Source organism: Streptomyces sp. NBC_00442 (assembly GCF_036014195.1).
GTDB lineage: Bacteria > Actinomycetota > Actinomycetes > Streptomycetales > Streptomycetaceae > Streptomyces.
The window spans coordinates 3,832,838-3,845,235 of record NZ_CP107918.1 but is presented as its reverse complement, the minus strand read 5'-3'; the positions used below and the strand labels follow the sequence as shown (position 1 = coordinate 3,845,235).

Genomic DNA, 12,398 nt, shown 5'->3' with positions numbered 1-12,398 from the left:
GCGATGCGGGGGCGCGGACACGGGGCCGCAGGCGACGGCACACGTACCGCGGGCACACGTACAACCGGCATACCCACAGCCGGCATACGTACGGCGGGCACACGTACGGCGGGTATCGGCGGGGCGAGGGCCCGCGCGGCCGGTCTGGCCGTGCTGTGCGCCATGCTCTGCGCGTCCATGACCGCCTGCACCGACGGAGTCCCGCCGGCCGCGCCCGGCGCCGGGGCCGGCTCGACGACGGTCGCGCACGGCTCGTCCGCACCCGCACCGTCCGGCCTCCCGCGTGAGCGGCCCGGCGCATCCACCCCCACCGCGACCTCCACCGCCGGCCCCGGCGCACCGGGCCGGAGCCCGGCGCCGTCGGCGAGCGGCGCCACCCCGGCCACCCCGGCAGCCGCGCCGTCCACGGCCGTTCCGTCGCCGAGTGTCGGCACGGGGCCCGCCACCGGCCGTCCGGGTCCGGCGGACGACGGTGGCGAGGACGCCCGTGTCTTCTGCTCGCCCACCGCGCTGTCCCTCGTCCTGCGCGTCGCCAACCCACCGCGCGCAGGCGGTGGTTCACGTTCCGGCGCCGACGTCCGCGCACCGGGCGAGGCGGTCCTGGTGGCCCGCAACACCTCGGGCCACACCTGTGTCCTGCGCGGCTTCCCCACGCTGACCTTCACCGACGACGCCGGGCGGCCGTCGAGCGCCTCAACCCCGGCCAAGCCGTTCGCGAAGCCGTTCGCGCTGCATCCGGGCTCGGGCGGGGTGGCGCGGGTGCACTACACCGCCCGCCGGGGCTGCCGGGGCATCGCGGTGCGGGTGACGCTGCCCGGCTCCGCCACCGCGGACAGCGTGCCGGCCGTGGACGCGCACGGACGCCCGGCGACGCTGTCCGTGTGCGGGGCGGCCGTGCGCGTCGGCGCGTTCACACCGGGCTTCGGCTAGGAGCCACCCCCTCCACCCCGGCGGCCCGGCCCCCGGGTCGTGTCTTCACGGTGCCGTCCGGCCGGCGAGGTCTGGCACGCGGGCTCGCGGCGGGCGACGCCACTGTGAAGCGCGCCCTAGCTCCCCGCGGAATCCATTCCGGCGAGCACCAGCGGCAGCCGTGTCGCGCCGCCCTCGACGATCCGTACCGGCACACCCCAGTCCTGCTGGTGCATGTGGCAGGCCGGGTACTCGTTGGCCGGGTCGTCGTCGCAGGACGCCGCCATCGCCGACACGTGCAGGACGCCCTCGCCGACCTCCGGGTTCAGGGCGAGTTCGCGCGCGAGGTCGGTGCCGGTGCCGTCGCCGGCGAGCAGCAGCTCGGGCGGCGTGGCAGAGACCAGCAGCCGCGTGGACGGACCGTAGCGGGTGTCCAGCTTCTGCCCGGCCGGCGCCTGGAACACCACGTCCAACTGAAGCCGCCCCGGGGCGACTTCGGTCGCCGCGCGCTGGGTGCGGTGCGCCACCGCCTCGACCCGTACCGCCTCGTCGGGCAGCCGGAGCCGGGTCAGCCGGTGCCGCGCCGACTCGACGACGACGATGTCGTCACCGACGAGCACCGCATCGCTCGGCTCCCTCACGTCCGTTGCCAGCGTGGTCACTTCGCCGGTCGCCGGATCGTAGCGGCGCAGCGCGTGGTTGTACGTGTCGGACACGGCGACCGAGCCGTCCGGCAGCGCGGTGACGCCGAGCGGGTGCTGGAGCAGCGCCTGGGCGGCGTCGCCGTCGCGGTGTCCGAAGTCGAACAGGCCCGTGCCGACGGCGGTGTGCACCGCGCCCTCGGTGTCGACATAGCGCAGCGCGGACGTCTCCGAGTCGGCGACCCACAGCCGGTCCTCGGTGGCCGCGAGCCCGGACGGCTGCGCGAACCAGGCCTCGCCGCCCGGCCCGTCCACAAGCCCCTCGTTCGTGGTCCCGGCCGCGACCTCGACGGTCCGCGTCTGCGGGTCGTACGTCCACAGCTGGTGCACCCCGGCCATGGCGATCCACACCTTGCCCCGCCACCAGGCCACGTCCCACGGCGAGGAGAGGTCCACGTCGAGGGCGGGCCCGGAGGTGGGCTGCCCCTGCCACCACTGCTTGCCGGTGCCCGCGATCAGCTCGATCTCCCCGCTCACGGGGTCGAAGGTGCGCAGCGCGTGGTGCACGGTGTCGGCCACGACGACCTTGCCGTCCGGGAGCAGCGCGAGGCCCTGCGGCTCCTTGAACCGACCGTCCCCGCCGATCCGCCGCACGACGCTCTCGCCGTCGGGGGCGAGCTCGACCAGCTGGTGGCGGGTGGTGTCGGAGACCAGGAGGTTTCCGCCGGGCAGCGCGACGGCCTTGCCGGGGAAACGCAGGTCGGTGGCGACGGGCTCCGGCGGCACGTAGGGCCCGTCGCCGCGCCGCAGCGTGCCCTTCGCGCCGTGCTCGGCCTCCAGCTCCTCCACGAGCCGCTCGATGGCGTGAGCATGCCCCTCACCGGCGTGCTGGGCGACGACGTACCCCTCGGGGTCGATCACCACGAGCGTGGGCCAGGCGCGGACGGCGTACTGCTTCCACGTCGCGAGGTCCGGGTCGTCAAGCACGGGGTGCTCCACGCCGTACCGCTCGACGGCGTCGACGACGGCCCGGTGCTCGGCCTCGTGCACGAACTTCGGCGAGTGCACCCCGATGATCACCACGGTGTCCCGGTGCTTCTCCTCCAGCTCGCGCAGCTCGTCGAGGACGTGGAGGCAGTTGATGCAGCAGAACGTCCAGAAATCGAGGATCACCACACGGCCTCGCAGGCCGGCGAGGGTGAGCGCGTGGCCCCCCGTGTTCAGCCAGCCGCCCTTGCCGATCAGCTCGGGGGCGCGGACACGGGCACGTCGGGGCGCGGGCGCGGGGGTGGGCGCCGGGGCTGCTGCGTCGTTCATGCTTCAAGCTTGCCATCCCGTCATGAACGCCCTGTGTCGCCGTTCGGCGGGGCCGCGGGATGGGCAGGGGTGTAGCCATGAAATACCTCGTGCGGGACAAGATCTTCGCCATCGGCGACGACTACTGGATCGAGACCGAGGACGGGCGTCAGGCCTTCCTCGCCGACGGCAAGGCGCTGCGGCTGCGCGACACGCTGGAACTGAAGAACCCGTCGGGGCGGGTGCTGATCACGCTCCGGAAGAAGATGTTCGCCCTGCGGGACACGATGACCATCGAGCGGGACGACCAGGCGCTGGCCACGGTCCGCCGCAAACGGCTCTCGCTGCTGCGCAACCACTACCGGGTGAACCTGGTGGAGGGCACGGAGCTCGACGTCACGGGCAAGATCCTGGACCGCGAGTTCACGGTCGAGTACGAGGGTGAGCTGCTGGCGCACGTCTCGCGCAAGTGGTTCCGGATCCACGAGACGTACGCGGTCAACGTCGTACGGGAGGACGCGGACGCGGCGCTGATGATCGCGGTGGTGATCAGTGTGATCCGCATGGACGAGAGGGAGCGCGGCCACGACGACTGACCCCACGGAGTCGGCCGGCCCACCAGGGCCGAGCAGCTGGAGGCCGGGGCAACGGGCCGAAGCCTTCCGTGCCGCCCTGCGCCGAGTAGCCGGGGGCGCGGGGACCGCGCGAGCGGCCCCGCACGGTCCGCACCCAGCCCCCTGTACTCAGCGGAGCGTCACAGCACCCTGTCCTTGAGGGCCGGGAAGACCTCCCGGGTCTCGGCGACCTTCGCCGGGTCGAGGTCGGCGGTCAGGATCTCCTCGCCCGGCCCCGCCTCGCAGAGCACGTCGCCCCAAGGGTCGACGACGACGCTGTGTCCCGCCTGCTCCACCCCCGCGTGCGTCCCCGCCGTGCCACAGGCCAGCACGTACGCCTGGTTCTCGACCGCGCGGGCCCGCGCGAGCAGCGTCCAGTGGGCGCGGCGGCGCTCGGGCCAGCCCGCCGAGACGACGAGCGCCTGGGCGCCCGCGTCGATCAGGCCGCGGAACAGTTCGGGGAAGCGCAGGTCGTAGCAGGTGGACAGGCCGAGCGTCAGCTCGGGCAGCGGCACCGTGACGAGCCGGTCGCCCGCGCCCATCAGGACCGCCTCGCCCTTGTCGAAGCCGAAGCGGTGGATCTTGCGGTAGGTGTGAGCGAGCGCGCCGTCGGGCGAGAACACGAGGGAGGTGTTGTAGAGCGCGCCGTCCTCGCCCCGCTCCGGAATCGACCCGGCGTGCAGCCAGATCCCGGCGTCGCGGGCCGCCTCGGACATCGCCTGCGCCGTGGTGCCGCGCAGCGTCTCCGCCTCGTCCGCGAAGAGTTCGTAGGCGAAGGCGCCCACCGTCCACAGCTCGGGGAGCACGACCAGGTCGCTGTCCCGTTGCTCCCGCACCAGTGAACCCACGCGCCGGCGGCGGGAATTGACGGATTCATCGGGGTTTACATCGATCTGGATGAGCGAAGCGCGCACAGTACCACCGTCCTGGCCTTCGAGCCGTCAGCACTATGAGAGACAGCCTACGATCGTCACACGAAAGCACTGCCGGGGTGCTGCCCGGAAGCGTAACTTAGCGACCAAGCCTCCCACGCAGCCCGCAGTCCAGCCCGCGTACAAAAGAACCGCCGAGGGGTCCCGTGACCGTCCATCCCAGCCTTCAGACCTACGCCGATGCCTGGACCCACTCCATCGAGGCGATATCGGAGCTGGTGCAACCGCTCGTCGAGGGCGAGTGGAACCGTGCGACACCCTGCCCCAACTGGTCGGTGCGCGACATCGTGTCGCACATCATCGGCATGGAGTGCGAGCAGCTGGGCGACCCGAGGCCGATCCACACCCTGCCGCGCGACCTCTTCCACGTGCAGACCGAGTTCGCTCGCTACATGGAGATGCAGGTGGATGTGCGCCGGCACCACACGGCGCCGGAGATGACGTCCGAGCTGGAGTACACGGTCATTCGCCGGGCGCGTCAGCTGCGCAACGAGAACCGGGACCCCGAGACCAAGGTGCGCGCCCCTCTCGGCGCCGAGCAGACCCTGGAACTCGCGCTGCGGATGCGGGCGTTCGACGTGTGGGTGCACGAGCAGGATCTGCGCTGGGCCCTCAACAGGCCGGGGAACCTGGACTCGCCGGGTGCGTACGTGGCGCGCGACGTCCTGCTGAGCGCGCTGCCCAAGGTCGTGGCGAAGAACGCGGGCGCCCCGGCGAGCTCCGCGGTCGTCTTCGACGTTCACGGCCCGCTGGAGTTCCTGCGTACGGTGCGCATCGACGCGGACGGGCGTGGCACCGTCGACGGCGCGCCCTCGCTCGGCCCGCTGGTCACCCTCGCCATGGACTGGGAGACCTTCGTGCGGCTCGCGTGCGGCCGGGTGCGCCCGCACGCCGTCGCCGACCGTGTGAAGGCGGAGGGCGACCAGGCGCTGGCCGACGCCATCCTGCGGGAGTTCGCGGTCACGCCGTAGGTTCGTGGGGCGCGGCCCGCTACACCGGCACGTGCACCGCTTCCACCCTGCTCGCCACCAGCCGGTCCCGCTCACGGCGTTGGGCGCGGGCCCGCAGGCGCAGGATCTGGGTGAGGCCCAGCGCCTCCAGGAAGAACACCGAGGAGAACGCGACCCGGTAGTTGTCCCCGGTCGCGTCGAGCAGCACGCCCACCGCGAGCAGCGTCGTCATGGAGGCGATGAAGCCGCCCATGTTGGTGATGCCGGACGCGGTGCCCTGACGTTCGGGCGGGTTGGCGGGGCGCGAGAAGTCGAAGCCGATCATCGAGGCGGGCCCGCACGCGCCGAGCACCAGGCACAGGGTGACGAGCAGCCACATCGGCGCGTGCGTTCCGGGATACGCGATGGTGGCGGCCCACAGGAGCGCGGTCGCTCCTACGGTGCCGAGCGCCAGGGGCAGCCGGGCCGCGTGGTGGCGGGCTATGAGCTGCCCGTACACCAGGCCCACGACCATGTTGGAGAGCACCACGAGGGTCAGCAGTCCGCCGGCCGTCCCGCGGTCGAGGCCCTGCGCCTCGACGAGGAACGGCATGCCCCACAGCAGCAGGAACACCATCGCGGGGAACTGCGTGGTGAAGTGCACCCACATTCCGAGCCGCGTGCCGGGTTCGCGCCACGACTCGGCGATCTGGCGGCGTACGAACGCGGCTCCGGCGTGGTGGGCGGGCGGCGGTTCGTGGCCCTCGGGGTGGTCGCGCAGGAAGAGCAGCAGCAGGACCAGGACGACGACACCGGCGAGCGAGCTGCCCGCGAAGGTCTGCGTCCAGCCGACGCCGTGCAGGGCGCGCGCGATGACGAGGGTGGACACCAGGTTGCCCGCCATCCCGAACAGCGCGGCGACCTGCCCGATCATCGGGCCGTGTTTGGCGGGGAACCAGCGCGAGCCGAGCCGCAGCACGCTGATGAAGGTCATCGCGTCGCCGCAGCCGAGCAGCGCCCGGGAGGCGAGCGCGGTGGCGTACGAGGGGGACAGGGCGAAGCCGAGCTGTCCGACGGTGAACAGGACGGTCCCGAGCACCAGGACCTTCTTGGTGCCGAGCCGGTCGACCATGAGGCCGACGGGTATCTGCATGCCGGCGTACACGAGCAGCTGGAGTATGGAGAAGGTGGACAGGGCCGAGGCGTTGACGTGGAAGCGCTCGGCGGCGTCCAGGCCGGCGACGCCGAGCGAGGTGCGGAAGATGACGGCGACGAAGTAGACGCCGACGCCTATGCCCCACACGAACGCGGCCCGGCGTCCGCCCAGCGGCCGTGGTACGGGCAGTGCGGCAGAACTCATCGGTCGTCCCCCCTGACCAGGACCTTGACCCAGCTCAGGTGCTGGCGCACGCAGTGCGCGGCACGCTCGCCGTCGCCGTCCCTGATCGCGGCCAGCATCTCCTCGTGCTCGGCGATGTTCTTGGCGACGCGGTCGGGCTGGGCGTGCATGACGGCGACGCCCATCCGCAGCTGACGGTCGCGCATCTGGTCGTAGAGCCGGGCCAGGATCTCGTTGCCCGCGTTGCGCACGATCTCGGCGTGGAAGCACCGGTCGGAGACCGCGAGCGCCGCCAGGTCGCCGACGGCCGCCTGTTCCTTCTGCTCGGCGAGCAGTTCCTGGAGCCGCACGACGAGACGCTCCGGCGCGGGCACGGCCCGGCGCACCGCGAACTCCTCGACGAGCAGGCGGGTTTCGACGACGTCGGCCGTCTCCTGCGCGGAGACGGCGAGCACGAGGGCGCCCTTCTTCGGATAGAGCTTGATCAGCCCTTCCACTTCGAGCTTGAGCAGCGCCTCGCGCACCGGCGTCCGCGACACCCCGACGGCCTCGGCCAGCTCGCCCTCGGTGAGCAGCGTGCCGCCCTCGTAACGGCGGTCGAGCACCGCCTGCTTGACGTGCATGTAGACGCGGTCGGCGGCGGGCGGCCGCTTGGTGGCGGGGGCGGGGGCGGAAGGCATGCGCACAGGATAGATACAACAGGGGTGCAACAGAAACCACCGTCCGGATCGCGGGACGGTGGTTGCTGTGTGGCCGGTCGGCCGGTCGTGTCAGGCGCGGGGAGCCGAGCGGCGGCGCAGCACGACGTAGCCCGCGGCGCCCGCGACGGCCAGGCCCGCGCCGCCCGCGATCAGGACGGGGGTGCCGTCGGAGGACCGCTCGGTGAACTCGGCACCGGCGGCGACGGCGCCCTTGGGTACGACCGAGGTCTGTCCCGAGGTGTTCGCCGAAGGCGCGGAGGACGGCGCCTTGGCGGCCGCACCGGTGTTCAGCTCACAGCCCTTGGGCAGCTTCGGGAAGCTCTGGATCGCGTACGAGGATCCGGCGCCGCCCTCCACCTTGGACTTGAGCTGCGGGGCGGTGCCGTACGGGTTGAGGATCTCGGCGTAGATGCCGGCCGACGCGGGCAGCTTGGGGTGCTTGCGGTCGAGCGTGCCGAGCGAGGGCACCGGGGTGCCGGGACCGTCCGCGAAGGTGACCTTCGGACCGTCCGTGCTCATGGTCATCACCGCGTCGGTACCGGCTCCGATGGAACGGCTCTGGGTGACGGTGCAGCCGGTGGTGAGCACGGCGCCCGCGGCCGGTGCGGAGGGCTTGGCGGTCGGCTTGGCGGTCGGCTTGGCGGCGGGCTTGCCCTTGGGCAGGGCGTACGTCGTGACCGTGCCGTCGGGGGAGGTGACCTTGACGCTGGGGGTGGCGCTCGCGGCGTCGATCAGCTGCGCCTTGAGGCCGGTGACGTACTCGTGGGCGGTGGCGACGGGCTCGGCACGGTCCACGGCCGCGATGACCTTCACCGCCCACACGTCACCCGGCTTCCAGTTCGGGCCCACCGCGCGGAACCAGGCCTCCGGCCCCTCGGCGCCGTTGCGCAGCACCGCCAGCACGCCGTGCTCGGCGTCCTTGTAGACGAGGACCTTCTCGCCGTCGTAACGGTCGTTGGCCGACTGGGCGGCCGCGGACACCGTGGTCGGCGCCGAGGTGGCCGCGAAGGCGGCAGTCGGGGTGAGGAGGGCTCCGGCGAGCGCGGCGACGGCGATCGCGGCGCGGAGCGGGGTGCGAAGGGAGGTGCGGGCGTAGGTCGACATGAACGACTCCATGGCACAGGGCGGCCGAGTGGCCGGAGAAGGAAGAAGTGGAGGTCGCATGCCGCCTCCTCTGCCGGGTGGGGCCGTTGAGGCTGGGCGGGGCTGCAAGAAGAAATCTAGGGAACACCTGTGTGGGAAGCGTCCGCTCACTGTCACGAGCGCGTGACAGACCTCACGGACGCGGTCGGCCTCACACCACTCTCCGCCCGCACCGCACCGCTGTCCACCCGGGCCGGCCGGGGTCCCGCAGCGCTGCCCGTCCGGGCCCCCCGGGCCCGGACGCACCGCGGCCCCCGGCGCGTACGAAACGCATCGGGGGCCGGGGCATCGGCGTCGGGCCCATCGGGCGACAGGCCCGTGCCTGTCAGGCCTGTCAGGCCGTCACGCCCAGGTGATGAGGCGCTTGGGGCGCTCCAGGACGGCCGCCACATCGGCGAGCACCTTCGAGCCGAGCTCGCCGTCGACCAGGCGGTGGTCGAAGGAGAGCGCCAGCGTGGTCACCTGGCGCGGCTTGACCTTGCCCTTGTGGACCCACGGCTGGAGCTTGATGGCACCGACCGCGAGGATCGCGGACTCGCCCGGGTTGAGGATCGGGGTCCCGGTGTCCACGCCGAACACGCCGACGTTGGTGATGGTCACCGTGCCGCCCGACATCGCCGCCGGCGACGTCTTGCCCTCGCGGGCCGTCGCCACCAACTCGCCCAGCGACTCGGCCAGTTGCGGCAGGGTCTTGGCGTGGGCGTCCTTGATGTTCGGGACGATGAGACCGCGCGGGGTGGCGGCCGCGATGCCCAGGTTCACGTAGTGCTTGAGCACGATCTCCTGGTTCGCCTCGTCCCACGACGCGTTGACGTCCGGGTTGCGCTTGATCGCGACCAGGAGCGCCTTGGCGATCAGGAGCAGCGGGTTGACCCGCAGGCCCGCCATGTCCTTGTCGGCCTTCAGCTCCTCGACGAGCTTCATCGTCCGCGTCACGTCGACCGTCACGAACTCCGTGACGTGCGGCGCGGTGAACGCCGAACCGATCATGGCCTGCGCGGTCGCCTTGCGGACCCCCTTGACCGGGATCCGCGTCTCGCGGGTGTCGCCGGTCTGGACGGCCGCAGCCGGAGCGGGAGTTGTTTCACGTGAAACAGGGGCCGCCTCGGCCGCGGGCGCCGCGGCCGCGTGCACGTCCTCGCGGGTGACGACGCCGTCGGGGCCGCTCGGCACCACGGTGGCGAGGTCGATGCCGAGGTCCTTGGCGAGCTTGCGCACCGGAGGCTTGGCGAGCGGGCGGGCCGGCGCGGGGGCCTGGCCGTTCAGCTCGGTCTGCACGGCGCGCAGGGCCTCGGCCGGGGCCTGCTCGGGGACGGAGGCACCCTTGCGCGGGCGGCGCTTGGTGGAGGCCTCGGAGACGCCGTAGCCGACGAGGACGGGCTGGCGGCCCTTGGGTGCCTCCTCCTCGGCGGCCTCGGCCGTCACGGCAGGGGCCGCGGGCTCGGCGGCCGGGGGCTCCTCGGTGCCCGGGGCCACGTCCACGGTGATGATCGCCGTGCCCACGTCCACGGTCACGCCCTCGTCGAAGTGGAGCGAGCGCACCACACCGTCGTAGGGGATGGGGAGCTCGACGGCCGCCTTCGCGGTCTCGACCTCGCACACCACCTGGCCGTCGGTGACGGTGTCACCGGGCTGCACGTACCACTTGAGGATTTCCGCCTCGGTGAGTCCCTCGCCGACGTCCGGCATCTTGAACTCGCGGAAGCGGGCTGCGTTCTCAGTCATTGTCGTCACGACCATTCCCTCAGTACGCCAGCGAGCGGTCGACGGCGTCGAGCACCCGGTCGAGACCCGGCAGGTACTCCTCCTCCAGGCGCGCCGGCGGGTACGGGGCGTGGTAGCCGCCGACCCGGAGCACCGGGGCCTCCAGGTGGTAGAAGCAGCGCTCGGTGATCCGGGCGGCGATCTCGGCTCCGGCGCCGTAGAAGACCGGCGCCTCGTGGACCACGACCAGGCGGCGGGTCCGCTCGACGGAGGCCTGGACGGCGTCGAAGTCGATCGGGGACATCGAGCGCAGGTCCACGACCTCGATCGACTTGCCCTCTTCCTGCGCGGCTGCCGCGGCTTCCAGGCACACCTTCACCATCGGCCCGTACGCCACGAGGGTCAGGTCCGAACCGTCGCGCACCGTACGGGCCTTGTGCAGCGCACCCGGAATGGCGTCCGTGTCGACTTCGCCCTTGTCCCAGTAGCGGCGCTTGGGCTCGAAGAAAATGATGGGGTCGTCGGACTGGATGGCCTGCTGCATCATCCAGTACGCGTCGGACGCGTTGGACGGGCTGACCACCTTCAAGCCGGCCACGTGCGCGAACAGCGCCTCGGGCGACTCGCTGTGGTGCTCGACCGCGCCGATGCCGCCGCCGTAGGGGATGCGCACGACGACCGGCAGCTTGATCTTGCCGAGCGCGCGGGCGTGCATCTTCGCGAGCTGCGTGACGATCTGGTCGTACGCGGGGAAGACGAACCCGTCGAACTGGATCTCCACGACGGGCCGGTAGCCGCGCAGGGCCAGGCCGATCGCGGTGCCGACGATGCCGGACTCGGCGAGCGGGGTGTCGATGACCCGGTCCTCGCCGAAGTCCTTGAAGAGACCGTCGGTGACCCGGAAGACACCGCCGAGCTTGCCGACGTCCTCGCCCATGATCAGGACCTTGGGGTCGGTCTCCATCGCCTTGCGCAGCGATTCGTTGATCGCCTTGGCGATCGGCAACTTCTGTACGGCCATGACTAGTTGCCCTCCCCGTCCGAGAACGAAGCCTGGTAGGCGGCGAACTGGGCGCGCTCCTCGTCGACCAGCGCGTGGCCGTCGGCGTAGATGTGGTCGAAGATCGCCATCGGCTCGGGGTCCGGCATGGCGCGCACCGCCTCGCGCACCCGCTTGCCGAGCGTCTCCGACTCGGTCTCCAGCTCCTCGAAGAACGCGGCGTCCGCGTGGCCGGCGTTCTCCAGGTAGGCGCGCAGGCGCAGGATCGGGTCCTTGGCCTCCCACGCCTCGCGCTCCTCGTCGGCCCGGTACTTCGTCGGGTCGTCGGAGGTGGTGTGCGCGCCCATCCGGTAGGTGAACGCCTCGACCAGGGTGGGTCCTTCACCGCGCCGGGCCCGCGCCAGGGCGGCCTTCGTGACCGCCAGGCAGGCCAGCACGTCGTTGCCGTCGACCCGGACGCCGGGGAAGCCGAAGCCCTGGGCGCGCTGGTAGAGCGGCACGCGCATCTGCTTCTCGGTGGGCTCGGAGATCGCCCACTGGTTGTTCTGGCAGAAGAACACGACCGGGGCGTTGTAGACGGCGGAGAAGGTGAAGGCCTCCGCGACGTCGCCCTGGCTGGAGGCGCCGTCACCGAAGTAGGCGACGACCGCGCTGTCCGCACCGTCCTTGGCGACGCCCATCGCGTACCCGGTGGCGTGCAGCGTCTGCGAGCCGATCACGATCGTGTACAGATGGAAATTGTTGGAATTCGGGTCCCAGCCACCGTGGTTGACGCCACGGAACATGCCGAGCAGGTTGGTCGGGTCGACGCCACGGCACCAGGCGACGCCGTGCTCGCGGTAGGTCGGGAAGACGTAGTCGTCGTCCCGCAGCGCACGCCCGGAGCCGATCTGAGCGGCCTCCTGGCCGAGCAGCGAGGCCCACAGGCCCAGCTCGCCCTGGCGCTGCAGCGCGGTGGCCTCGGCGTCGAAGCGCCGGGTCAGCACCATGTCTCGGTAGAGACCGCGCAGCTCCTCGGCGCTCAGGTCGACGTCGTAGTCAGGGTGCTCGACGCGCTCGCCCTCGGGCGTCAGCAGCTGTACGAGCTCGGGCTCGGCGGCCGTCTTCTTTGCGCCGGCGCCGGCGGTGCGCTTGCTGCTGCGTCGCGGTTTGCGCGCGGCAGTGCTCTCCACGGTCACGTGCGTGCTCCT

General features: G+C 72.0%; 11 protein-coding genes. 3 read left to right on the top strand and 8 right to left on the bottom strand.

Features of this window, described 5'->3' with window-relative positions:
• Nucleotides 1-177 precede the first annotated feature (177 nt).
• Nucleotides 178-930, top strand: a complete 753-nt coding sequence (locus tag OG432_RS17335; RefSeq protein ID WP_328311845.1) for a DUF4232 domain-containing protein — start codon at nucleotides 178-180, stop codon at nucleotides 928-930.
• Between the two features lie 116 nt (nucleotides 931-1,046).
• On the opposite strand, the gene OG432_RS17330 is transcribed toward OG432_RS17335, so the two are convergent.
• Nucleotides 1,047-2,867: an NHL domain-containing thioredoxin family protein gene (locus OG432_RS17330; RefSeq protein ID WP_328311844.1), complete on the bottom strand. Its 1,821-nt coding sequence runs from the start codon at nucleotides 2,865-2,867 to the stop codon at nucleotides 1,047-1,049.
• A gap of 77 nt (nucleotides 2,868-2,944) precedes the next feature.
• On the opposite strand from OG432_RS17330, the gene OG432_RS17325 reads away from it, so the two are divergent.
• Nucleotides 2,945-3,442 carry an LURP-one-related/scramblase family protein gene (locus tag OG432_RS17325; protein WP_328311843.1) on the top strand — a complete coding sequence of 166 codons (498 nt, stop codon included), beginning with the start codon at nucleotides 2,945-2,947 and terminating at the stop codon, nucleotides 3,440-3,442.
• A gap of 158 nt (nucleotides 3,443-3,600) precedes the next feature.
• Here OG432_RS17325 and OG432_RS17320 read toward each other — a convergent pair whose 3' ends face one another.
• On the bottom strand, nucleotides 3,601-4,374 hold the full coding sequence (locus tag OG432_RS17320; RefSeq protein ID WP_328311842.1) for a carbon-nitrogen family hydrolase: 774 nt from the start codon (nucleotides 4,372-4,374) through the stop codon (nucleotides 3,601-3,603).
• A gap of 164 nt (nucleotides 4,375-4,538) precedes the next feature.
• Here OG432_RS17320 and OG432_RS17315 point away from each other — a divergent pair, with 164 nt between their 5' ends.
• Nucleotides 4,539-5,363: a maleylpyruvate isomerase family mycothiol-dependent enzyme gene (locus OG432_RS17315; RefSeq protein WP_328311841.1), complete on the top strand. Its 825-nt coding sequence runs from the start codon at nucleotides 4,539-4,541 to the stop codon at nucleotides 5,361-5,363.
• Between the two features lie 19 nt (nucleotides 5,364-5,382).
• Here the strand turns inward: OG432_RS17315 and OG432_RS17310 are convergent, their stop codons facing one another.
• From OG432_RS17310 to pdhA, 6 genes are all read right to left on the bottom strand, one after another.
• Nucleotides 5,383-6,681, bottom strand: coding sequence for an MFS transporter (locus tag OG432_RS17310; protein ID WP_328311840.1), 1,299 nt, complete (start codon nucleotides 6,679-6,681; stop codon nucleotides 5,383-5,385).
• A complete protein-coding gene (locus OG432_RS17305; protein ID WP_328311839.1) occupies nucleotides 6,678-7,340 on the bottom strand; it encodes a GntR family transcriptional regulator in 663 nt (220 codons plus the stop codon). Before OG432_RS17305 ends, OG432_RS17310 begins: the two co-directional genes overlap by 4 nt.
• 90 nt (nucleotides 7,341-7,430) lie before the next feature.
• A complete protein-coding gene (locus tag OG432_RS17300) occupies nucleotides 7,431-8,465 on the bottom strand; it encodes a hypothetical protein (RefSeq protein ID WP_328311838.1) in 1,035 nt (344 codons plus the stop codon).
• A 381-nt stretch (nucleotides 8,466-8,846) separates the two neighbouring features.
• Complete coding sequence (locus OG432_RS17295; RefSeq protein ID WP_328311837.1) at nucleotides 8,847-10,238, bottom strand: dihydrolipoamide acetyltransferase family protein; 1,392 nt, start codon at nucleotides 10,236-10,238, stop codon at nucleotides 8,847-8,849.
• Nucleotides 10,239-10,248: 10 nt separating this feature from the next.
• Nucleotides 10,249-11,229 carry an alpha-ketoacid dehydrogenase subunit beta gene (locus OG432_RS17290; protein WP_328311836.1) on the bottom strand — a complete coding sequence of 327 codons (981 nt, stop codon included), beginning with the start codon at nucleotides 11,227-11,229 and terminating at the stop codon, nucleotides 10,249-10,251.
• 2 nt (nucleotides 11,230-11,231) lie between these two features.
• On the bottom strand, nucleotides 11,232-12,386 hold the full coding sequence (pdhA, locus tag OG432_RS17285; protein ID WP_328311835.1) for a pyruvate dehydrogenase (acetyl-transferring) E1 component subunit alpha: 1,155 nt from the start codon (nucleotides 12,384-12,386) through the stop codon (nucleotides 11,232-11,234).
• Nucleotides 12,387-12,398 lie beyond the last annotated feature (12 nt).

Excerpts from the sequence above, each read along its gene's own strand:
- OG432_RS17335 (WP_328311845.1), top strand. The coding sequence starts at position 178 with ATGACCGCCTGCACCGACGGAGTCCCGCCGGCCGCGCCCGGCGCCGGG.
- OG432_RS17330 (WP_328311844.1), bottom strand. The coding sequence starts at position 2,867 with ATGAACGACGCAGCAGCCCCGGCGCCCACCCCCGCGCCCGCGCCCCGA.
- OG432_RS17325 (WP_328311843.1), top strand. The coding sequence starts at position 2,945 with ATGAAATACCTCGTGCGGGACAAGATCTTCGCCATCGGCGACGACTAC.
- OG432_RS17310 (WP_328311840.1), bottom strand. The coding sequence starts at position 6,681 with ATGAGTTCTGCCGCACTGCCCGTACCACGGCCGCTGGGCGGACGCCGG.
- OG432_RS17305 (WP_328311839.1), bottom strand. The coding sequence starts at position 7,340 with ATGCCTTCCGCCCCCGCCCCCGCCACCAAGCGGCCGCCCGCCGCCGAC.
- OG432_RS17300 (WP_328311838.1), bottom strand. The coding sequence starts at position 8,465 with ATGTCGACCTACGCCCGCACCTCCCTTCGCACCCCGCTCCGCGCCGCG.
- OG432_RS17290 (WP_328311836.1), bottom strand. The coding sequence starts at position 11,229 with ATGGCCGTACAGAAGTTGCCGATCGCCAAGGCGATCAACGAATCGCTG.